This is a genomic window from Kineobactrum salinum (genome assembly GCF_010669285.1).
In the GTDB taxonomy this organism is placed as follows: Bacteria; Pseudomonadota; Gammaproteobacteria; order Pseudomonadales; family Halieaceae; genus Kineobactrum; species Kineobactrum salinum.
The window spans coordinates 3,145,116-3,166,773 of the sequence record NZ_CP048711.1; the positions used below are offsets into that span (position 1 = coordinate 3,145,116).

A 21,658-nucleotide genomic window follows, 5' to 3' on the forward strand; every position below is an offset into this window, starting at 1 on the left:
CATGACGCCGGATTACGGCGCTGCGCCGTTCTCGCAGCTGCCCGTCCGGGTTCCCTCCAGACCCCGCGCGCTCAGCCGGAGGCGAGGTTTGCGGCCGGCGGGGCCACCTGTTCATCAGACCTGCGCTGGACGAAGGCCTGGTAGCGTGAGTCGAAGGCCAGCGAGGCCAGCGCGTACAGCTGGCGGTCCATCGCTGTTCTGCGCTCTATCGCGGCCAGCGCAGTGTCGCTCAGACTGAAGGATTTCGGTTTGTTGCGGGCCTGATTGTGCTTGATCGGTGCTACCGGGCGCTGGTAATGCATGTAGTCCCGGATCAGCTCCAGGGAATCTTCAAACCGCTCGGTGAGGCCAAAACAGGGCAGTTCCAGCAGCATCTTCTGCGCCACTGGCAGCAGCTGGACATCGCTGCAGTCCAGGTAACTGCTGCTCAGCCCGCGCACCAGGTAGCGGGTCTGGAAGTTGTCGTAGAGGCGAGAATATTCCGATTCGAGAAATTCCTCGATGCTGCATTTGCTGACAAAGTCATGGATCTCGGTGGCCAGCGCCTTGCGGTCGGTCAGCCTGGACGTATAGGTAAATGTCGGGTCGATTTTCAGGTGAAAGAAGGTGGAAATATAGTGCTGCACCGGATCGCGCAGGAACGTCAGCACCACATTGGGCTTGCGGGGCAGGCGAGTGGCGTAGACATCATGGGTGAAGTGTCCGTAAAAAAAGCGGGCATTCATGAACAGGCTTGGTTCGTGTTTGCGGACATTGTTGATCTGGTAGTGGGTCAGTACCCGCTCCTGCGGGAACATGCCCGTGAGCAAATTCGCCACGGAGGTACCCGCCGTCTTGGGGATATGCAGAAAATAGACAAAATCTTTCTGGGTCCACTGTTGTGGGTATGTTTTCATTGCCTCGACCTGGAATTGCGGCTAAAAGTGGCCGGCGGTCCGGCCGGCCCCTGTTGGCGCCTGCCGTGGACCTGCCGACGCAAGCGTGTCACCGGCTGTGACTGTCTTGTCCATGGCTCTGTGGCCGACAACCGGGAGGCGGCAAGTTTAGCAGCCCGCGTGGCTTTGGGTAAGTGCTGCCTCTGTCCGTGTTAGCCTCTCCCCGCCATACAAGCGGCTTCCTATTGCCCTGCGCCTTGATACGATCGGGCCCGGTCGACACCCCGCTGCTGCGGTAGTCGATTGTAGGCGAGCGCATCAACCAGGTGGAGCGCAACCGTGACTACTTTTTTTGAATATCGAAGCAGCAGTGGCGGAGGTCTCTTGCTTGCTAACCAGGCCGCGCCACACGCATCAGGATAAAGGCCAGGATGATCGCTGGCAGCCCGGTTGCGGCGGTAATAAAAAAGAACGGTACCCAGCCCACCAGTTCCGCGAGTACCCCGGTGAAGCCCGCCAGCAACTGCCCGGGCAGAGTCATCAGCGAACTGAACAGGGCGTACTGGGTGGCGGTGTAGGCGATATTGGTTAGGCTGGACAGATAGGCGATGAAAACCGAGATCGCCAGCCCGCCGGATATGTTGTCGGCAATAATTGCCAGCACCAGGCCATAGGTTTCCGGACCGATAAACGCCAGCCAGGCGAAGGCCAGGTTGGTTGCCGGTGCCATGAAAGCGGTCAGCAGCAGGATGCGGGCGATGCCGAAGCGGGCCACCAGCACTCCACCAACCACCGCGCCCAGCAGGGTCATGCCGAGGCCGAAGGCGGCGGCAATATTGGCGATCTGGGCTTTGCTGAAGCCCAGGTCAAGGTAGAAGGGGTTGGCCATGACCCCATAAAAATATCGGTGAGGCGGAAAGTGCCAATGAAGGCGAGAATGAGCAGCGACACGCGACCGTAGCGCTGAAAGAATTCCGCGAAAGGACAGACCACGGCCCCGATTAGCCAGGCCTGCATATCCCGGCGCCAGCCCGGTGCAGGGTGTTGGCCAGATAGTCGGTTACCCGCTGCTCGAATTGTACTGTGGTCTGGCTGATCGTTACCGCGGGCTCGGCGATCACCAGGGTGGTGACAATCCCCACTCCCATCAGCAAGCCCATTAATCCATAGGCCACAGACCAGCTGTCAAGGCTGGCCAGATGCAGGGCCCCAGCCCCCGCCGCCAGGATCGCCACCCGGTAGCCGGTCACATAGGTGGCCGCCATGGCCCCCTGGCGGTGCTTCGCTTCCGCCTCCACCCGATAGGCGTCGATGGCGACATCCTGACTGGCGGAGCCGAAGGCAGCCAGCACCGCCCAAAGAGCCACCAGCCCCAGCTGTTCCCGCGGATCGGTAAAGGCCATGCCCAGCAGGGCCGCAGCTATCACCAGCTGGGCCAACAGCATCCAGGCCCGGCGCCGCCCCAGCAGGCGGCTCAGCCAGGGCAGCCGCGCGCGGTCGATCAGCGGCGCCCACAGCACCTTGATGGAATGGGCCATACCGACCCAGCTGAGGAAGCCGATTGCCGCCAGCTCGACTCCCAGGTCCCGCAGCCAGGCGCTGAAGGTACCCCCCACCAGCAACAGCGGCAAGCCGGCGGAAAAGCCGAGGAACAGCATGCCGATGACGCGCGGGTTGAGATAGACACGCAGGCCTTCGGGGGCTGGGTTGGTAGCGAGTTCGGTCACCGGTTCGCGGTTGTGCCGGGCGTTAGTTGCCCCGGGCCGGCAACAGTAGCGCTAAGGCCGGCCAAGGAGTCTGCGATGATGCCCAGTCCACCGGCATTGCTGGCAGCGGCGGCAAGCTGGGCACGAGCGATCCAGCCCATGGGCGCCTGCACGATGGGGTCGTCAACGCCGAGCAAGCGGGTGATGCGGTTGTCCATCAGGTTCTTCTTTTGGTTGCCTGCGGGGCGCTACATCATAGCTGCTGAGAGGTATGGCGCACTAGGGGGCGGTGATACGGGTTTGCCTTGGCTAAGGTCCCCCGAACTCAGGAGGCGCTATGGTGATTGTCGGCGGCGGATATACCGGCTTTGCAAGAGCCGAAACTCCTGCGGAACGCAGTGACGGCTGCACTTCCGCGCCGCAAGGGTTATGCTATCTGCGAGTATCACAGAGCCGCTGGCTCTGTGATGCCGGGATCCCAGCGGTAGCGGGCAAGGCTGATGCGGCCACTGTCCGACACCTCAATGCCCTCCGCGCGCAACCTCATTATTTGCCGGTACCGCCCATCGCTTCCGGCCGGCAGCGAGATGGCGCCGCCGGCATTGACCACCCGGTGCCAGGGGATGCGGGTCTTCCCTGGCAGGCCCCGCAGCGCGGCCCCCACCCGGCGGGCACCGCGGCCCAACCCCGCCTGGCGCGCGATATCGCCATAGGTGGCGACCCTGCCGGGCGGAATCTGGCTGACGACCTGCCAGATATGCTGGTTGATCTCGGATGTCGGCGCCAAACTCGAGTTCCCCATATCGCAGGGCGTAATGGTGCGATGTTTCGGTGCGGGCGACAACAGGCAGGCGCCTGTCACCACGGCTGCCGCGGGCCCGAGGGGTTTTCTGCCGGGCACGGGTCCTTGAAATCCGGCGCCGCACCCTCATGGTTACCGAAAGGAGACATTCTTATGCGCCTCATTATCCTGTTACTTCCCTGGCTGGAGCTGTTTACCCTGATCCAGCTGGGGGTGGAAACCAGTGCTCTCACCGCACTGGGATATGTCCTGCTCACTCTGGTATTGGGCATGTTGCTGCTGCGGCACCAGGGCCTGGGCATGTTCCAGCGCCTGCGCGAGGCCCAACAGGGGGCGATGCCGGGGCGGCAACTGCTCCTCGATGACATGGCGATAGGCCTGGCCGGGGTGCTGCTGATGGTGCCGGGCCTGATTTCCGACTTTGCCGCGCTGATTGTGATGATCGGCCCCCTGCGGCGCAAGCTGCTGCGCTGGCTGGGTGGGCCGCCGCCGGAGGTCTCTGCCCAATACCGCGATCCTGAGTCCGGGGGGCGAACTACGATAGAGGGCGATTACCGGCGCCTGGACGACTAGCCAGGGGCCGGAAATATGCTGAATGATTCTCTCCCTGATTCCAGGGGGTTAGCAGACGGGCAGGCTCTGTCCCGCAGAGGGTGGGTAGCTCCGCTCGAGCTGGATTAACCTCTTTTGGCACTCTTTTAAAAAGAGTGCCAAAAGGGCCTTGAAATGCGTTTGCAGTGCCCCAATATCCCGAGCAAGCCCCACAGGGGTCTGCCCAAGCGGGCCTGTATAACATTGTTATTAGGAGAACCAGATCGATGAAAATCCGTCCGCTGTACGACCGCGTTGTCGTTCGTCGCAAGGAAGAGGAAGAAACCACAGCTGGAGGCATTCTGCTGCCCGGTTCCGCCAAGGAAAAGCCCAATCAGGGAGAAGTGATTGCGATTGGCGAAGGGAAGGTGCTTGAAAACGGTGAACTCCGTCCCCTGGCTGTGAAGGTGGGCGATCGTGTCGTTTTTGGCCAGTACGCCGGCAGCAACACCATCGAAGTCGATGGCGAGAAGCTGATTATCATGGGTGAGAGCGAAATCTTCGCGATTGTTGAGTAAGACTCTCGGATAACCACACAAGATTGCACACTAAGGATTTAGATCATGGCAGCTAAAGAAGTAATTTTCGGCGATGACGCCCGTCACCGCATGCTGAAAGGCATCAACGTCCTGGCGGACGCCGTCAAGGCAACGCTGGGCCCCAAGGGCCGCAACGCAATTATCGACAAATCATTCGGTGCCCCCACCGTGACCAAGGACGGCGTGTCCGTGGCCAAGGAAATCGAGCTGAAGGACAAGTTCGAGAACATGGGCGCGCAAATGGTCAAGGAAGTGGCCTCCCAGGCCTCTGACCAGGCTGGCGACGGCACCACCACCGCCACCGTACTGGCGCAGGGTATTGTCAACGAAGGCCTCAAGGCCGTCGCGGCCGGCATGAACCCGATGGACCTCAAGCGCGGTATCGACAAGGCCATTGCCGCCGCGGTCGAGAAAATCCAGGAAGCCTCCATCCCCTGTGAAGACGGCAAGGCGATCGCCCAGGTGGGTACCATTTCCGCCAACAGCGACAGCCAGGTCGGTGAAATCATCGCCGATGCGATGGCCAAGGTGGGCAAGGAAGGCGTTATCACCGTTGAAGAAGGTTCCGGCCTCGAGAACGAGCTGGACGTGGTTGAAGGTATGCAGTTTGACCGCGGCTACCTGTCCCCCTACTTCATCAACAACCAGGAGAACATGAATGCCGACCAGGAGTCGCCTTTCATCCTGCTGGTAGACAAGAAGATCTCCAACATCCGCGAAATGCTGCCCCTGCTGGAGCAGGTCGCCAAGGCGTCACGGCCGCTGGTGATCATCGCCGAAGATGTTGAAGGCGAGGCGCTGGCTACCCTGGTAGTCAACAACATGCGCGGTATCGTGAAAGTCGCGGCCTGCAAGGCGCCCGGCTTCGGCGACCGCCGCAAGGCCATGCTACAGGACATCGCCATCCTGACCGGTGCTACTGTCATCTCTGAGGAAGTGGGCATGGATCTTGAGTCCGCCACCCTGGAGCACCTGGGCAGCGCCAAGCGCGTGACCATGGACAAGGACAACACCACCATCATCGACGGCGCCGGCGAAGCCTCCGCCATCGAGAGCCGGGTCAAGGAAGTCCGTGTCCAGATCGAGAACACCTCCTCTGACTACGATCGCGAGAAACTGCAGGAACGTGTGGCCAAGCTGGCTGGCGGTGTCGCAGTCATCAAGGTTGGCGCTGCCACCGAGATCGAAATGAAAGAGAAGAAAGCCCGCGTAGAAGACGCCCTGCACGCTACCCGCGCTGCAGTGGAAGAGGGCGTGGTAGCCGGTGGCGGCGTCGCCCTGATCCGCGCGGTCGATGCGATCCGCGGCCTCAAGGGTGACAACCAGGACCAGAACGCCGGCATCACCGCGGCACTGCGCGCCATGGAGAACCCGCTGCGCCAGATCGTTGCCAACGCCGGTGGCGAAGCCTCAGTGGTACTGGACAAGGTGCGCCAGGGCAAGGGCAACTACGGCTACAACGCCACTACCGGTGAATACGGCGACATGATCGAGCTGGGTATTCTCGACCCCGCCAAGGTCACCCGCACCGCACTGCAGGCCGCTGGCTCTGTCGCTGCGCTGATGATCACCACCCAGGTGATGATCGCCGACGCGCCGGAAGACAAGTCCTCCGGTGGCGGCGGTGGCGGCATGCCCGACATGGGTGGCATGGGCGGCATGGGTGGTATGGGCGGCATGATGTAAGCCCTCCCCAAACTGAAGAACCCCCTTTAACCCCGCCATGTGCGGGGTTTTTTTTGAGTGCCATGTAGAGGGGGGCTATCGGGGCTTTTCCCGATCCGGTGCGTTTCGTGCCTCAACGCACCTATGCTTGGGCTGGGCTTTTCCCTGACTGGTGCGTTTCGTGCCTCAACGCACCCTATGCTTGGGCTGGGGTTTTGCCGGATTGGTGCGTTTCGTGCCTCAACGCACCCTATGCTTGGGTTGGGGTTTTGCCGGATTGGTGCGTTTCGTACCTCAACGCACCCTATGCTTGGGTTGGGGTTTTGCCGGACTGGTGCGTTTCGTGCCTCAACGCACCCTATGCTTGGGTTGGGGTTTTGCCGGACTGGTGCGTTTCGTGCCTCAACGCACCCTATGCTTGGGTTGGGGTTTTGCCGGACTGGTGCGTTTCGTGCCTCAACGCACCCTATGCTTGGGCTGGGGTTTTGCCGGACTGGTGCGTTTCGTACCTCAACGCACCCTATGTCTTGGCGGGGGCTTTCCTGCGGCATAGGGTGCGCTGACGAAGGAAGCGCACCATACGAAAACGCCAAAAAATCTGCCCCAAATTGGCCTTCTGCCCCAGATCGATGTTAAGCAAGACAGACTTACAGGGTGTACAATCAGCCTGGGGACATAACCACAACAAGGAGCACACCATGATTATCGAGTTTATTTTCCGCTGGGCTCACGTGCTGTTCGGGGTCACCTGGATCGGCATGCTGTATTACTTCAACTTCGTGCAAACCGAGTACTTCAAGGAAGCTGAGGCCCCGGCCAAGGCGGACGCGATGAAGAAACTGGCGCCCAGGGCGTTGTGGTGGTTCCGCTGGGGGGCGATGTTTACCTTCCTGACCGGCGTGGTATTGCTGATGTCGGTGCGCGCCTTTAGCTACTTTGAGGCGAGCGCAGTGATCTGGGTCGGTTCCCTGGCCGGTACCCTGATGTTCCTCAACGTCTGGCTGATCATCTGGCCGAAGCAGAAGGTCGTGCTTGGGCTGGCCGAGGGTGACGGGCCGGCGGCTGCTGCCAAGGCGGGCCTGGCATCGCGCACCAACACCCTGTTCTCCGGGCCCATGCTGTTTGGCATGCTGGGGGCCAAACATGCGCCGTTTATTGAAGCCAGTACCACCGGCCTGATCGCCTGCGCCGTGGTCCTGCTGGCGCTGGAAGCCAATGCGCTGTTCGGCAAGCTGGGGCCGCTGGCCAGCGTCAAGGGCGTGATTCACATGAGTGTTGCGCTGACTGTCGTGATCGGGGCGCTGCTGTACCTGCTGTAGCTAACTCGCAGCGCCGGCTCAACCGGGCGGCGGGCCGGTAGCTACGCGCCACAGCCGGCGGTCCGCGCGGTTATTACACCTTTCCGCTGTTCGGCGGCGCTGTATTGCCGTGCCAAGGAATGCCGTTTCTGGTCGATCCCTGCCCATGTATAATGGCCCTCCGTTTTTCCTTGCGCAGCGCCTATTATGTCCCAGGACGATCTCGATCATATTCCCGCCATTGTTCCGACCCGGGACTCCGACGACCACCGCCCCAGCGCCAAATCCCGCGGCAGCAAGCCGGACAATGGCCGGGGCGGTGGCGAGCCCCCTGCCGGCCGCCGGGGTGGTGGGGCGGCGGTGCCGGCGGAGGGGTCGGCATCTGGGCGCGACTGTTTATTACCCTGGCGCTGGTGGTCGCTGCGGTAGCCTGCGCCTGGTCCTGGCAATTGCAGCAGCAACTGGAACAGGCCAACAGCCAGGCGGAGCGCTACGCCAAGCGCATTTCCGATCTCGAGGACCGGCTCTCCGATACCGACGAGGGGCTGAGCCAGAACACCCAGGCGATGGCGGTCAAGATCAAGGAACTGTACTCCGAGGTGGACAAGCTGTGGGCCTCGGCCTGGCGCCGCAACAAGGCCTCCATCGAGGAGCTGGAAGCGACCAGTGCCAGTCAGGGCAAGAAGCTGAGCGCGGCTGAGAAATCGCTGGCGGCGGCGGAGACGCAGCTCAAGGGCGCGGTCGGCGATATCGCCAAGCTCAAGAGCGTGGCCGGTGACCTGGAGCGGCTGATGTCCAGCGCCAAGACCAACCAGGCTGAAGTGGAACGGGTGGCGGACCGGCTCAATCGCATCAATGCGGATCTGGCCAAGATCAACAAGCGCGTGCAGACCAATGAAGAGTGGGTGGATTCGATCAACGCCTTTCGCGGTCAGATCAACCGCACCCTGACCGATCTGCAGACTGCGGTGCGCAACCTGCAAGCGGCGCCCTGAGCCGCTACATCCACCATCAGCCGATACAGGAAAATCCGCCATGAGCGTTATTCGTCAGGATGATTTTATTGCCAGCGTCGCCGACGCGCTGCAGTTTATTTCCTACTACCATCCGCTGGATTTTGTGAAGGCCGTGCATGAGGCCTGGGAGCTGGAACAGAACCTGGCCGCGAAGGATGCGATGGCGCAGATACTGATCAATTCGCGCATGTGTGCGCAGGGTCATCGTCCGATCTGCCAGGATACGGGTATCGTCACCGTATTTTTGAAAATCGGCATGGATGTGCAGTGGGATGCCACCCTGTCGGTGGCCGACATGGTCAACGAGGGTGTACGCCGGGCCTATCTGCACCCCGACAACGTGCTGCGAGCCTCCATCCTCGAAGATCCGGCCGGCGCGCGGCGCAATACCAAAGACAACACCCCAGCGGTGATTCACATGGAGGTGGTGCCCGGCGATACCGTCGATGTGCAGGTCGCGGCCAAGGGCGGCGGCTCGGAAAACAAGTCCAAAATGGCCATGTTGAATCCCTCCGACAGCATCGTCGACTGGGTGGTGAAGACGGTGCCGACCATGGGTGCCGGCTGGTGCCCGCCGGGCATGCTGGGCATCGGCATCGGTGGCACCGCCGAGAAAGCCGCGCTGATGGCCAAGGAATCCCTGATGCAGCCCATCGACATTCACGACCTGCGCCGGCGCGGCCCGGAGAATCGCGCCGAGGAACTGCGGCTGGAGATCATGGACGCGGTCAACCGGCTGGGCATCGGCGCCCAGGGGCTGGGTGGCCTGACCACGGTGCTGGACGTCAAGATCATGGACTACCCCACCCACGCCGCCTCGCTGCCGGTGGCGATGATTCCCAACTGCGCCGCCACCCGTCACGCCCACTTCGTGCTGGACGGCTCGGGTCCGGCGCTGCAGACCCCGCCCAATCTCGATGACTGGCCCGACATCACCTGGGAAGTCGGAGAGCAGGTGCGCCGCGTCAACCTGGACACCGTGACGCCGGAGGAGGCCGCCCAGTGGCAGCCGGGCGACACTGTGCTGCTGTCCGGCAAGATGCTGACCGGCCGCGATGCCGCCCACAAGAAGATGAAGGAGCTGATCGAAAGCGGCGAGGGCCTGCCCCCGGAAGTGGACCTGAAAGGCCGCTTCATCTACTACGTCGGGCCGGTGGATCCGGTGCGCGACGAAGTGGTCGGCCCTGCCGGCCCCACCACCTCCACCCGGATGGACAAGTTCACCGACTTCATCCTGGAGCATACCGGCCTGCTGGGCATGATCGGCAAGGCCGAGCGCGGTCCGGTCGGGATCGAGGCGATCAAAAAGCACAAGGCGGTCTACCTGATGGCCGTGGGCGGCGCTGCCTACCTGGTATCCAAGGCCATTACCTCGGCCCGGGTGGTGGCCTTTCCAGAGCTTGGCATGGAGGCGATCTACGAGTTCGAGGTCAAGGACATGCCGGTCAGCGTGGCGGTGGATGCGCGCGGTGCCTCGGTGCACGAGATCGGTCCGAAAATCTGGCAGGCAAAAATCGAAGAGCAGGCCCTTGAGCTCATCTGAGACCTTTTACTGGCACGATTACGAAACCTTTGGCGTCGATCCCTCCCGGGATCGGCCCGTACAGTTCGCGGGGCTGCGCACCGATGCGGAGCTGAATGTGATCGGTGAGCCGCTGGTCATCTATGCCCGCCCCGCCGACGACTGCCTGCCCCACCCCATGGCCTGCCTGATTACCGGAATCAGCCCCCAGCTGGCGCTGGAGAAGGGCCTGCCCGAATGCGAGTTCATCGCTCGTATCCACGCCGAGCTGGCCCGCCCCGGCACCTGCAGCGTGGGCTACAATTCCCTGCGTTTCGACGACGAGGTCACCCGCTACACACTCTACCGCAATTTCCACGACCCCTATGCCCGCGAGTGGCAGAACGGCAACTCCCGCTGGGACATCATCGACATGCTGCGCACCGCCTGGGCCCTGCGTCCGGAAGGTATCGAATGGCCGCGGCGTGAAGACGGCAGTGTCTCCTTCCGCCTGGAGGAGCTGACCGCGGCCAACGGCATCAGCCACGCCGCCGCCCACGATGCCCTGTCCGACGTCGAGGCCACCATCGCCGTGGCGCGGCTGGTGCGCGACCGCCAGCCGCGACTGTACGACTACCTCCTGCGCCACCGCGACAAGCGCAGCGTCCAGGCCCAGCTGGATGTGGCGGCGATGAAGCCGGTGCTGCATATCTCCGGCATGTTTGGCAACGAACGCTACAACACCGCGCTGGTCGTGCCCTTGGCTCCGCATCCTGGCAACCGCAACGAGATGATCTGCTTTGATCTCAGCGCCGACCCACAGGCGCTGCAGGACCTGTCCGTCGATGAACTGCGGCAGCGGCTGTTCGCACGCAGAGAGCCGCCCGCACAGGGCGCACTGCCGATCGATACGCCAGGCCTGGCCCAGTCCGAGCAAACCCGTCCCGGCCTCAAGACAATACACATCAACCGCTGCCCCGTACTGGTGCCGGCGAAAATGGCAAACCCCGCCATTGCCGCGCGCATCGGCCTCGACGGCCAGCGCTGCCGCCAGCACCTCGCCTGGCTACGCCAGTGGCGCGAGCGCGAGCCCGCGGCCCTGCTGGAGAAAGTCCAGGCCGTATACCGCGACCGCCAGTTCGAGCCAATTACCGACCCTGACCGGATGCTGTACAGCGGCGGATTCTTCAGCGATCGCGACCGCCAGGTGATGGAGCGGGTACGCGCCGCCACCCCCGACATGCTTGCCGGAGAGAGCTTCGTGTTCGAGGACGCGCGCCTGCCAGAAATGCTGTTCCGCTACCGGGCCCGCAACTTCCCCGCCAGCCTGACCCCGGACGAGCGGCTGCAATGGGACGAGTTCCGCTTTCAGCGCCTGACCGAACCTGAGGCGGGCGCCAGCATCTGCATGGACGAGTACCAGGCCCTGATCGAACAGCTGCAGCGGGAAGAGCGGCCACCAGCCCAGCAACAGTTGCTGCAGCAACTGCTGGACTACGGCGACAGCCTGCTGGCCTGAGACTGCTGCCGCAGCTGGGCGGACCACGAGACTGTTTGTACAATGAAGACTGTCGCAGCAGTGCCATGGGCGCGGAGCCCAGCGGTCGGCTCCAAAGGTAGAGGCATCGGCGGGGGTGCGGTGTTCAAGACCGTTTGCAGCATGGATGCTGCAACCGAGCCCCCATGGATGGGTTAACGGCGTGTCTTGAACACCGCACCCCCGCTGAGGCCTCGGCAATCGAAGTGCCGAACCCTCGCCCAACGGATCCGGCACTCATAGCCAAATACATGCAAGAATATGGGACAGCTATGACTTTCGAACTGAGGTTTACCGCCGACGCCGTACGGGTACTGGAAGACGCCACCGCCTTTGACGGCTATTTCCAGGTGCGTCGGCTGACCCTCCAGCACCGGCTGTTTGCCGGCGGCTGGAGCGAACCGCTGGTGCGGGAAGTGTTCGAGCGCGGCGATGCCGTCGCAGTGCTGCCCTACGAGCCCGAGACCGACAGCCTGATCCTGCTGGAACAGTTCCGCCCCGGAGCACTGCGCGATGCGCACAGCCCCTGGATGCTGGAGCTGGTCGCCGGTGTGGTCGAAGCCGGCGAAAGTGACCACGCCGTGGCCCACCGCGAGGCCGCCGAAGAAGCCGCCTGCGAACTGACCGAACTGCTGCCCATTGCGAGTTATTATCCCAGCGCCGGGGCCTGCTCCGAACACGTGCGCCTGTTCTGCGGCCGGGTCCGCAGCGCCGGGGTGGGCGCAGTGCATGGCCAGGACGAGGAGGGCGAGGATATCCTGGTCCACCGCCTGTCCCGGGCCGAGGTCATGGAATTGCTGGCGGCGGACAGGATCCCCAATGGCCATACCCTGGTCGCGCTGCTGTGGCTGCAACTGCAGGGCGATTCGTTGCGCCAGCGCTGGGGTTGCGCGTGAAGCGGCACCGATGAGCGAGACCGATCCGCCGCCCGCCGCGGCAGCGACCACACCGGGGCTGCTGCGTTCCAGCCTGCTGGTGAGTTCCATGACCATGCTGTCGCGGGTTCTGGGCCTGCTGCGGGATGTGGTCATCGCCGCCGTGGTGGGGGCCAGCGCCAACGCGGACGCGTTCTTTGTCGCCTTCAAGATCCCCAATTTCCTGCGCCGGCTGTTTGCTGAAGGGGCATTTGCCCAGGCCTTTGTGCCGGTGCTGGCGGACTACAAGGCGCAGGGCAGCCTCGCGGCGGTGAAGGCGCTGGTAGACCGGGTGGCAGGGGTGCTCGCTGGTACGCTGTTACTGGTGACCTCGGTGGCGATTCTGGCGGCGCCGCTGGTGACCGCGGTATTCGCGCCGGGCTTTGTCGGCGACCCGGTGAAGTTCGCGCTCACCGCCGAAATGATCCGCATCACCTTTCCCTATCTGTTGCTGATCTCCATGACCGGTTTCTGTGGCGCGATTCTCAACAGCTATGGGCGCTTTGCGGTGCCGGCGCTGACGCCGATCTTCCTGAACCTGTCGCTGATCACGGCCGCCACAGTCGCCGCTCCCTGGTTCGAGGAGCCGGTGTTTGCGCTGGCCTGGGGGGTGCTGCTGGCAGGGGTAGTGCAGCTGCTGTTTCAGCTGCCCTTTCTGTACCGGCTGGAACTGGTGCCGCGCCCGCTCTGGGACACCCGGGATCCGGGCGTGCGCCGCATCCTCACACTGATGGTGCCCGCGCTGTTTGGCGTATCGGTCAGCCAGATCAACCTGCTGCTGGATACCGTGCTGGCCTCCTTCCTGCCCACTGGCAGTGTATCCTGGCTGTACTACTCCGACCGCCTGATGGAACTGCCGCTGGGCGTGTTCGGGGTGGCGATCGCGACGGTGATCCTGCCCAGCTTGGCGGCTCACCGGGCCGGGGCGCGGATGCAGGATTTCAGCCTGACGCTGGACTGGGCGGTGCGCTCGGTGTTGCTGATTGCAGTGCCGGCGGCGGTGGCACTGTTGCTGCTGGCGGAGCCGATCCTGGTCACTCTATTCCAGTACGGCGAGTTCCGGCCCGATGATGTGGCAATGGCAGCCATGAGCCTGCGGGCCTACAGTCTGGGGCTGGCGGCTTTCATGTTGATCAAGGTGCTGGCGCCGGGCTTCTATGCGCGGCAGGACACGCTGACGCCGGTAAAGATAGGCATTACTGCAATGGTGGCGAACATGGTGCTCAACGTGGCCTTCGTACTGCCGCTGATGCACTACTTCAATGCCGGGCATGTGGGCCTGGCCCTTGCCACCAGTGTCGCCGCCTGCCTCAATGCCGGCCTGCTGTGGCGCGGCCTGCGGCGGGATCAGGTGTATCGCTTCCAGCCGGGCTGGGGACGCTACAGCGGGCGCCTGCTGGCTGCCACTGGAGGGATGGCGGCGGCGGTCCTGTGGCTGGCGCCGGCGACCGAGGTCTGGCTGGGCTGGAGCGTGCAGCAGCGGGCCGGACGCATTGCCCTTGTCTGCGCCGCCGGGGCGCTGGCATACCTGCTGCTGCACGCTCTGCTGGGGACGCGCCTGCGCGACCTGCGCACGCCGCCGCGCGCGCCGATCGCCTAAGGCGGCCGCGGGGCGATCCGTTGCTGTCGCGAGTTGCCTGCAAAGGCGGATTGGCTCTCGCAGGCTTGCCCGCCGCTGTTACCGTGAAAAAACGGCCGAAGTGCAGAGTGGTTCAGGACGCCGGGCCCTCATGCCCCTTCGAATCCGCCTATCGGATTCTGGGCCACTGTGTTGGACATGAGCACCAGGGGTTCTGTTTCGCTGACGGCGATATAGGCGTGGGGGGTCATGCCGTCAAAGCAGATGCTGTCGCCCTGCTTGAGGCGCACCGGCTTGTAGAGCTCGGTGTGGAGTTCCATTTCCCCTTCGAGCACATAGAGGAATTCCTCGCCGGGATGGGCGGAGAAGTCGCCATAATCGTCCACGTTGCGGCATTTGACCCGCATGCGCCAGAAGATGTTCTGTTTGTGAATCATGTCGTCGCAGAGGGTTTCAAGATCCCAGCGCGGATGGCAAAACAGGTGGCCCTCGTTGGCGCGGGTGATCGCCCGCCGGCCGCCGAGCAGACTGTCGTATTCGGGGCCGATCAGGTTGGCAATCGGCAGCGACAATTCCTCTGCGATCCTCAGCACCGAACTGAAGTTGAGCGACATTTTGCCGTTTTCGATTTTGGAGATGGCCGACACACTCATGCCGAGTTTTTCGCTCAGATCCGCCAGCCGGAGGCCGTGGGATTTTCGGTATTCTCTGAGGCGTTTTCCCAGCGTGACATCAGCGACGGTCATGGTTTCATATCTTCAGTTGTCGGTGCGTTCGGCGGCCAGCGGTTTATACCATAATTCCGGTTGAATACCACCCGTCCCGGCCGCCGGCAAGCCCGGCAGCGCTGCCAGCAGGCTGTTGGCGATGCGGTTGGCCCACTGGTTTGCTGCTGCGGTATCGCCCAGCAGGTCGTTGCGAATCTCGAAAATGACATGGGGCAGCTTGCGGGCCACCGCGTGGATATCCACCGTCATGGTTTCGCCCGCGCCCGGGTCGTAGGGCTGGTTGCGACCCACCGGCGTTATACCCTGCCCCTCAAGTGCCTGGGCTACCGCGCGGGGGAAACGGCCATCGCCCTTCCACAGCACACCCACGGGCCAGGGACGAGGCTGTCCTGCCATCCGGGGCGTGAAACTGTGCACCGAGACGATCACCGGGGGCCGGGGGAGCGCTGTCACTCCTTCAAGATGCTGTTCCAGCGCCTGGTGAAACGGGTCGAAGGCCAGCTTTTTCCGCAGCGACTTTTCTGCCGGGGACACGTTCTGGTTGCCCGGAACGAGTACGCCGTCTGACAGCGGGGCGATGAAGTCCGGCGCCGATGGCATGCGGTTGCATTCCACGAACAGGCGCGAATAGCCGGCCAGAAATGCCGGCGCCCCCAGACGCTCCGCCAGTGCGGTGGTCACCGCGCCGGCGCCGATGTCCCAGCCGATATGGTCCGTCAGGCTCGCTTCGTCCAGGCCGAGGTTACCCCAGGGCTCCGGCACCGCCCAGCTGGCGTGTTCGCAGGTCAGAATGACCGGGGCCGCTGCCGTTCCGGGAAGGATGTGTACCGCCTGCCGGGCGAGCTGCTCCAGTTGGTCTGTGGAAAGAGTGTGTCCCCGCATCAGGCCAGGGTACGCACATGGAAGGAGCGGGTGGTAACCAGCTCTTCCAGTCCCTGGATGCCGTAGGACCGGCCAATGCCGGATTGTTTGACGCCGCCAAAGGGCAGCAGCAGATCCGCATGATCGCAGCGATTGACATAGAAAGTGCCGCTGTCCACCTGCTGTCCCAGCGCCAGCGCGGTGTCAATGTCCTGGCTCCAGATCGACGCGGTGAGCCCGTAGTCGCTGTCATTCATCAGCGCCACTGCCTCGTCGTCGCTGCTGATCGCCATGATGGGTATGGCCGGCCCGAAGGTTTCCTCCTTCATGATCGCCATGCTGTGGTCGACGCCGGACAGGACCTGGGCCTCCATGTAGGCGGCTCCCTCCCTGACCAGCGACGATTTGCCCGTGGGCAGCAGGGCCTGTGCGCCTTTCGCCACGGCGTCGTCCACCAATGCCTGCACCCGCGAGCGCGCGGCGGCAGAAACCAGCGGGCCGAACACCGGTTTCTCGTGTAGCGGATGTCCCATGGTCACGGCGGCGCTTGCTGCCACGAACGCATCGACAAACGGCTGGTAGATATCCTCGTGAACGTAGATCCGTTCTACCGAACAGCAGGACTGGCCGGCATTGCCGTAGCAGCCTTCCAGCAGGTCCTGGATGATTGCGTCAAGCTTGACGTCCGGCCGGATATAGACGGGATCCTTGCCGCCCAGTTCCAGGCCGTAGCGGGTGAGGGTGCCCCGGCCCGCATCGTATACCGCATGCCCGCCCGGGTGGAGCCGATGAACTCGACCAAATCGACCAGGCCTGAACCGATGAGTGCCTCTGTGTCCGGATGGGTCATGTGCAGGGTCTGGAGCACGCCGTCGGGCAAATCCGATTCAGCGGCCGCGATGCCGAAGACTTCCGCGATCAACGCGGTCTGCGGGGCGTGCTTGAACAACACGACATTACCCATCAGCAGGGGCGCCAGAATCAGGCTCGCGGACATGGCGACAGGATAGTTCCAGGCGCATATCGACAGGCACAGACCCATCGGGATCCGCTGTACCGAGCGGGTGATATTGTCGTCGGGTTTTTCCTGTGGCGGCTGCAGAATCCCGGCCGCGTCGCCGATCAGTACATCGGCGCTCTGGAGCATGCGGTCCATTTCATCCGCCTGCCAGGAGGGCCGCCCCATCTGCCAGGTGACCAGTTCCGCGAGCCGCTCCCGGTGCTTGTCCAGGACGCTCAGAAAACTCCGGACCATCCTGGCCCGTTCGGCGAATGGCACCTGCCGCCATTGGGCAAAGGCTTTGCGCCCGGTTTCCGCCGCGGCCCGGATGCGGGCCGGGTCGGCGTAGTGGCAGGTTGCATACACACTGCCGTCGACCGGGGATACAATCTTAAAATCACTCAAGGGGAAGTTCCTTCAAACCAGTTCAAAAAAGCGCTCCAGTTCCCGATCAGTTACCAGGCCGGCAAACTGTTTCAGCTGGGCTTCGCGCGTGTCGGCGTAGGCCGTTACAAAATCATCGCCAAAGAACTGCCTGGCCGCCGCGGAGTCGCGGAACCGGGCGATGGCTTCGGCGAAGCTGTCCGGGAATTGCAGAGCTGGCGCGGAGCTGCCCTCGTAGGCATTGCCCGTCCTGGGCTCTGTGGGTTCCAGCCGGTGTTCGATGCCGTAAAGTCCGGCTGCGAGAATGCCGGCGAGGGACAGGTAGGGGTTGGCATCGGCGCCCGGTGTGCGGCATTCGATCCGGGTCGATGCGGCACTGCCGGGAATGGCCCTGATGGCGCAGGTTCTGTTCTCTATGCCCCATTCGGCGGATATCGGTGCAAAAATACCCGGGACCAGGCGCTTGAAAGAATTGATGTTGGGGGCGAACATCAGCAGGAAATCCCCCATCAGCGCCTGCATGCCGCCAATGAAATAGCGCATGGTCTGGCTCATGCCATCAGCCTGCGCCGGGTCATGAAACAGCGCCACGCCCTTGTCATCCAGCAGTGAGATGTGGACGTGTCCACTCTGACCGTCGACCTCATTTGACCAGCGCGCCATGAAGCTCATCAGTTTTTCCTGCTGCTGGGCGATGACCTTGGCAAAAGTGCGGAACATGACTCCCCGGTCGGCGACCTCGACGCCGTCACCATAGCCCAGTGCCACCTCCATGAAACCCGGGCCCATTTCCTCATGCAGGCTTTCCAGGGACAGGTTGAGCGACGCCGACATGTCCATCAGGGCATTGTAGAATTCCGACTGGGCGCCCTGGCGCACCAGGGAATAGTAGGACTTGTGGGGCGTCGCCAGCGCGAGATTGCGGTAGCCCTTGTCCACCACCGACTGTGGCGTTTCCCGGAACAGGGTAAATTCAAACTCCAGGGAATGCCGTGGTGTGAGGCCGGCAGCGGCCGCCCGCTCGAAGACCCGCCGGTACACTCCCCGGGGGCAGAAGGCCTCTGCCTCACCGCTGAACTCGACCAGCAGGAACAGGTTGCGTCCCGCCGGTTCCCAGGGCAGCAGACGGGCCGTTTCGGGCAGTATCCGCGCTGGCTGGTCACAAAAGCCGCCACCTGGGTCCGCAATCCGCGGCGCAAACAGAATGGCGTCCGTTGGATCCAGCGCAAGGGTGATGAGCGGGAAGCAGATACCTCCCAGCGCACTTTCCAGCTTCTTGCGGGAGACGTATTTGCCCCGAATGGTTCCCTGCAGGTCGACGAATCCCAGCGTCGCGTATTCCAGCTCGCTCTGGTCGATGAAGGAGCGTAGTGCCTCCGCGCTGGGATGTTTGGGTAGTTCAACCATGAATAACCTCCGGTAGATGACCGTGGCGCATTCGCCCGGGCCCTAGTATCTGTAGCTGGCCGAAATGCCCCACCAGATCGGGTTGCCGGGGAAGCGCTCGGTATACCCTGAGGAGGCCACGTCGAAGCCGATAATGTCGTAGTCCTTGTCCGTCAGGTTCTTGCCAAAAGCGGCAAACCGCCAGTGCTCATCGGGGCTGGTGTAGCTGACCCGGCCGTTCAGCACGGTATAGCCGCCCTGGCGGGTGACCGGGGCATTGGAAATACTGAAATACTGACTGGAAAGGTACTTGAAATCGGCCTGCACGGCCATGGTGCCACCGCCGAAGGAGGGCCATTCATAGCGGATCATGCCATTGAGATTGATGTCCGGTGACAGCGCAATGTCCCGGTCCGCGGCCTGGGTCGGCAGGGGAACATCGAAGGCTTCGGCCTCCAGCACCGAGGCGCCCAGCATGATATCCATGCCGGGTAGCGGCGAGGCCATCAGTTCGAGGTCAAGTCCGTAGATTCTGGCATCCGTATTGACAATAAAGGTGGTCAGGCCCTGGAAATTGAATGCCTGGTAGTCGCTGTAGTCATAGTAAAACGCAGCACTGTTCACGCGCATCGCACCGTCGAAGAAGTCCGTCTTGATGCCCACTTCGTAGGCATCGATTGTCTCGTCCTGGAAGGCCATGCGGGCGTAGTCCAGCTCGCCAGTTGCGGGATCCAGCAAACCGGATACGTCGAGCGGCGCATTTGCACCGCCGCCCTTGGTGCCGCGGTTCCAGCTGACATAGACCAGGGTGTCTTCGGTGGCGTGCCAGTCCAGTTCGACCTTGGCCGACCAGGTGCCCTTGTCCACAACGGCGAACGGCGACAGGTCGTCGTTGAAGCGCGCCAGTTCCATGATCGGGCTGCCGTCGTTGTAGGCCAGCAGGTTCGACGCAAAATCGATTTCCTTGCGGTCTTCCGTCCAGCGCAGCCCGCCGATCAGCGTGAATGCGCTGGACAGGTCATATTCGGCCTGCCCGAAAATCGACCAGGACTCCGTATCCAGCGTGTAGGGGTTGTCGATGGCGATACCGTCCATCGGCAGGTCTATGCCACTGATGTAGTCGCCGTCTATCTGGAGGTAATAGAGACCGCCCAGCAGCCGGTAGTCATCGCCTTCCATATTTGCCCGGAATTCCTGCGAAAACTGCTCTACATCGCTTTGCAGGGAAAACTCGTGAAGCGGGAAGGGAGACGAATCCGAATCCTCTTTGTAGTCTTTGCTCAGCTCGAAGTAATCGGTGACGGAAGTGAGTGTGACGTGGTCCAGGTGCCATTCAAGCGTGGTGGTTGCGCCCCAGGTTTCGATATCGTTGAAGCCGACAAAATCGTAGTCGCCCGCATGCCGGTCGTCGTCGGTATCGCGGTAGCCGTTCATGTCGCAGCCTGCGCAGGTACCGTAGACATCCTCGTCCGGGCCGACAAAGACGCCGAGGCCGGCATCGTTGGCAACCGTCACCTTGTGCTGGTAGGCGCCGGCGCGGATATCGGATTTTGCGGCGCGCACGGAAAGCAGGGCCGAGAAATCGTCGCCGGGTTCGAACAGCAGCTGAACACGCCCGGCATAGTCGTTGCCGTTGCCGATGTCCTTGCCGAGACGGTTTTCGATCACCCCGTCGTGGCGATTGTAGGCTGCTGCCGCCCGCACTGATACCGTCTCCGAGAGAGCTCCGCCGACCGCACCCTCGAGGTTGACCTCATTGTAGGCGCCGTAGCCCAGATCCAGCCGGGCATCGAACTCCTGCTCGGGTTTGCGGGTAATGAAGTGGACCAGGCCCCCGGTCGCATTGCGGCCAAACAGTGTGCCCTGCGGACCGCGGAGGACTTCCACTCTGTCCATGTCGAACAGCAGGAAATTCCCTGCCGACATCTGACTGATATAGGCGCCGTCAATGTAAGTCGCCACCGGGCTTTCCTGGTGGTCGGTAAAATCATTCTGGGTAACGCCGCGGATGGTAAAGAACGTCGACGATCCGCCGTTGGGAGCGACCAGTTGCATGCCCGGCGTCATGTCGACAATGTCGGTGGAGCTGGTGTAGCCCAGCGCATCCATCTGGTCTCCGCTCAGGGCGGTCACGGCGACCCCGACGTCCTGCAGATTTTGCTCGCGTTTCTGGGCCGTCACCACGACTTCCTCGAGCAGGGCCTGGGCCCCGGCAGGGACCGCCAAACCAGACAGTGTCGCCCCTGACATGGCGAGAACAGTACTCGTCATCAGCCGGGATTTTTTCTTATACCTCTGCGGAATCCTGAACATTACGCTCTCCTGTTTGTTGTAGCGGGACTGAACATGCCATCCCTAAAGTTTTGCGGAAATGCCGCCATCCACGATCAGGTCCGTGCCTGTGATGTATGACGCCTTGTCCGACAGCAGAAACAGACAGGCATTGGCCATGTCTTCCGCTGTTCCCATCCGGCCGATGGGGATTGAATCGCCCACGGCTTTCTGGATATCGTCCCGTCCTTCCCACCGGGCCTGCATGGGGGTCATTGCGACGCCGGGAAAAATCACGTTGGATCTGATGCCATCGCAGGCAAACTGGATTGCGGCGGATTTGGACAGCGCGCTGACTCCCGCCTTGGATGCGCTGTAGGCGTCCTGCGGGCTGGCATCTCCGCGCAGGCACTGTACCGTCGAAAAATGCACCATGGCGCCCCGCCGGATGCTCGAAGCAGTGGTACGGCGTGGCGGATGGTGTAGGCCATGGACTTGAGGTTGATATTGAAAACCTGGTCCCACACCTCCATGTCCATGTCGACCACTGATTTGTCCCGGTCGAACCAGAGAACGCCGGCGGTGTTTACCAGGTAGTCCAGTCTGCCGAAACGAGATGCGGCCAGCGCCATGGCCTCCTGCACGGCGTTTTCATCAGTGAGATCGCCCTGGGCATAGTGAAACTGGTCTTCGAACTCAGAAAGCTCCGGCGGCGCCTGCTTGACGTCGATCAGCACAGCCTTGCCCCCTTGCGCAAGGAATTGCCGTGAAATCTGCAATCCCATGCCGCCGCCTGCGCCGGTAATGAATGCCACCCGTCCTTCAAATTCACTCGTCAGCAAGCGCCTTTCTCCTCTTCCAGCTTGTGTGTGTCGCCGGCCACCGGCAGCGGGCAGGTGGCGTCATGGGAGGAGAATAGCGAAATTATCGTCTAAGTCAATTATTTTATTTAAAGGAAAATATTGTAATAACCATCGAAGAGGCGCTATAAAGTGAATCTGTGGC

Annotated in this window: 21 protein-coding genes and 1 pseudogene; 10 read left to right on the forward strand and 12 right to left on the reverse strand. The window is 62.5% G+C overall.

Annotated features, from left to right (window positions below; translation table 11 throughout):
- Nucleotides 1-71: 71 nt before the first annotated feature.
- The 5 genes from G3T16_RS13840 to G3T16_RS13855 form a co-directional block, all read right to left on the reverse strand.
- Complete coding sequence (locus G3T16_RS13840) at nucleotides 72-896, reverse strand: sulfotransferase family 2 domain-containing protein (RefSeq protein ID WP_163495762.1); 825 nt, start codon at nucleotides 894-896, stop codon at nucleotides 72-74.
- Between the two features lie 370 nt (nucleotides 897-1,266).
- Complete coding sequence (locus tag G3T16_RS21955; RefSeq protein ID WP_232059080.1) at nucleotides 1,267-1,764, reverse strand: MFS transporter; 498 nt, start codon at nucleotides 1,762-1,764, stop codon at nucleotides 1,267-1,269.
- Between the two features lie 112 nt (nucleotides 1,765-1,876).
- Nucleotides 1,877-2,602: an MFS transporter gene (locus G3T16_RS21960; protein WP_232059081.1), complete on the reverse strand. Its 726-nt coding sequence runs from the start codon at nucleotides 2,600-2,602 to the stop codon at nucleotides 1,877-1,879.
- Nucleotides 2,599-2,799, reverse strand: a complete 201-nt coding sequence (locus tag G3T16_RS22845) for a nitronate monooxygenase (protein WP_332102826.1) — start codon at nucleotides 2,797-2,799, stop codon at nucleotides 2,599-2,601. Before G3T16_RS22845 ends, G3T16_RS21960 begins: the two co-directional genes overlap by 4 nt.
- 227 nt (nucleotides 2,800-3,026) lie before the next feature.
- Complete coding sequence (locus tag G3T16_RS13855; protein ID WP_232059082.1) at nucleotides 3,027-3,368, reverse strand: MGMT family protein; 342 nt, start codon at nucleotides 3,366-3,368, stop codon at nucleotides 3,027-3,029.
- Nucleotides 3,369-3,536: 168 nt separating this feature from the next.
- Between G3T16_RS13855 and G3T16_RS13860 the strand changes: the two genes are divergently transcribed.
- The 10 genes from G3T16_RS13860 to murJ all read left to right on the forward strand — a co-directional run bounded on the left by G3T16_RS13860 (nucleotide 3,537) and on the right by murJ (nucleotide 14,044).
- Nucleotides 3,537-3,956: an FxsA family protein gene (locus tag G3T16_RS13860; RefSeq protein ID WP_163495763.1), complete on the forward strand. Its 420-nt coding sequence runs from the start codon at nucleotides 3,537-3,539 to the stop codon at nucleotides 3,954-3,956.
- Nucleotides 3,957-4,201: 245 nt separating this feature from the next.
- A complete protein-coding gene (locus tag G3T16_RS13865) occupies nucleotides 4,202-4,492 on the forward strand; it encodes a co-chaperone GroES (protein WP_163495764.1) in 291 nt (96 codons plus the stop codon).
- A gap of 45 nt (nucleotides 4,493-4,537) precedes the next feature.
- A complete protein-coding gene (groL, locus tag G3T16_RS13870; RefSeq protein WP_163495765.1) occupies nucleotides 4,538-6,199 on the forward strand; it encodes a chaperonin GroEL in 1,662 nt (553 codons plus the stop codon).
- A gap of 677 nt (nucleotides 6,200-6,876) precedes the next feature.
- On the forward strand, nucleotides 6,877-7,497 hold the full coding sequence (locus G3T16_RS13875) for a urate hydroxylase PuuD (RefSeq protein WP_163495766.1): 621 nt from the start codon (nucleotides 6,877-6,879) through the stop codon (nucleotides 7,495-7,497).
- A gap of 186 nt (nucleotides 7,498-7,683) precedes the next feature.
- Nucleotides 7,684-7,905, forward strand: a complete 222-nt coding sequence (locus G3T16_RS13880; RefSeq protein ID WP_163493297.1) for a hypothetical protein — start codon at nucleotides 7,684-7,686, stop codon at nucleotides 7,903-7,905.
- The gene (locus G3T16_RS13885; RefSeq protein ID WP_232059083.1) at nucleotides 7,890-8,471 is read left to right on the forward strand and encodes a hypothetical protein; all 582 of its coding nucleotides are present in this window, start codon (nucleotides 7,890-7,892) and stop codon (nucleotides 8,469-8,471) included. Before G3T16_RS13880 ends, G3T16_RS13885 begins: the two co-directional genes overlap by 16 nt.
- Nucleotides 8,472-8,511: 40 nt before the next feature.
- A complete protein-coding gene (locus G3T16_RS13890) occupies nucleotides 8,512-10,035 on the forward strand; it encodes a fumarate hydratase (protein WP_163495767.1) in 1,524 nt (507 codons plus the stop codon).
- Entirely contained in the window at nucleotides 10,022-11,512 is a 1,491-nt protein-coding gene (sbcB, locus tag G3T16_RS13895) for an exodeoxyribonuclease I (RefSeq protein WP_232059084.1), read from the forward strand. Before G3T16_RS13890 ends, sbcB begins: the two co-directional genes overlap by 14 nt.
- A 290-nt stretch (nucleotides 11,513-11,802) precedes the next feature.
- Nucleotides 11,803-12,426, forward strand: coding sequence for an NUDIX domain-containing protein (locus G3T16_RS13900; RefSeq protein ID WP_163495769.1), 624 nt, complete (start codon nucleotides 11,803-11,805; stop codon nucleotides 12,424-12,426).
- A gap of 10 nt (nucleotides 12,427-12,436) precedes the next feature.
- Nucleotides 12,437-14,044, forward strand: a complete 1,608-nt coding sequence (murJ, locus tag G3T16_RS13905; protein ID WP_163495770.1) for a murein biosynthesis integral membrane protein MurJ — start codon at nucleotides 12,437-12,439, stop codon at nucleotides 14,042-14,044.
- Between the two features lie 128 nt (nucleotides 14,045-14,172).
- On the opposite strand, the gene G3T16_RS13910 is transcribed toward murJ, so the two are convergent.
- From G3T16_RS13910 to G3T16_RS13940, 7 genes and pseudogenes are all read right to left on the reverse strand, one after another.
- Nucleotides 14,173-14,769: a helix-turn-helix domain-containing protein gene (locus tag G3T16_RS13910; RefSeq protein WP_163495771.1), complete on the reverse strand. Its 597-nt coding sequence runs from the start codon at nucleotides 14,767-14,769 to the stop codon at nucleotides 14,173-14,175.
- Between the two features lie 12 nt (nucleotides 14,770-14,781).
- Entirely contained in the window at nucleotides 14,782-15,633 is an 852-nt protein-coding gene (locus tag G3T16_RS13915) for an N-formylglutamate amidohydrolase (protein ID WP_163495772.1), read from the reverse strand.
- Nucleotides 15,633-16,978, reverse strand: a pseudogene (locus G3T16_RS23140) (aldehyde dehydrogenase family protein). The gene G3T16_RS13915 and the pseudogene G3T16_RS23140 overlap by 1 nt, the downstream one beginning before the upstream one ends.
- Before the next feature lie 51 nt (nucleotides 16,979-17,029).
- Entirely contained in the window at nucleotides 17,030-18,403 is a 1,374-nt protein-coding gene (locus tag G3T16_RS13930; RefSeq protein WP_163495774.1) for a glutamine synthetase family protein, read from the reverse strand.
- Nucleotides 18,404-18,445: 42 nt separating this feature from the next.
- Nucleotides 18,446-20,653, reverse strand: a complete 2,208-nt coding sequence (locus G3T16_RS13935) for a TonB-dependent receptor (RefSeq protein ID WP_163495775.1) — start codon at nucleotides 20,651-20,653, stop codon at nucleotides 18,446-18,448.
- An 84-nt stretch (nucleotides 20,654-20,737) separates the two neighbouring features.
- The gene (locus tag G3T16_RS21965; RefSeq protein ID WP_232059378.1) at nucleotides 20,738-21,061 is read right to left on the reverse strand and encodes an SDR family NAD(P)-dependent oxidoreductase; all 324 of its coding nucleotides are present in this window, start codon (nucleotides 21,059-21,061) and stop codon (nucleotides 20,738-20,740) included.
- Nucleotides 20,947-21,495, reverse strand: coding sequence for an SDR family NAD(P)-dependent oxidoreductase (locus G3T16_RS13940; protein ID WP_197911673.1), 549 nt, complete (start codon nucleotides 21,493-21,495; stop codon nucleotides 20,947-20,949). Before G3T16_RS13940 ends, G3T16_RS21965 begins: the two co-directional genes overlap by 115 nt.
- Between the last annotated feature and the right edge of the window lie 163 nt (nucleotides 21,496-21,658).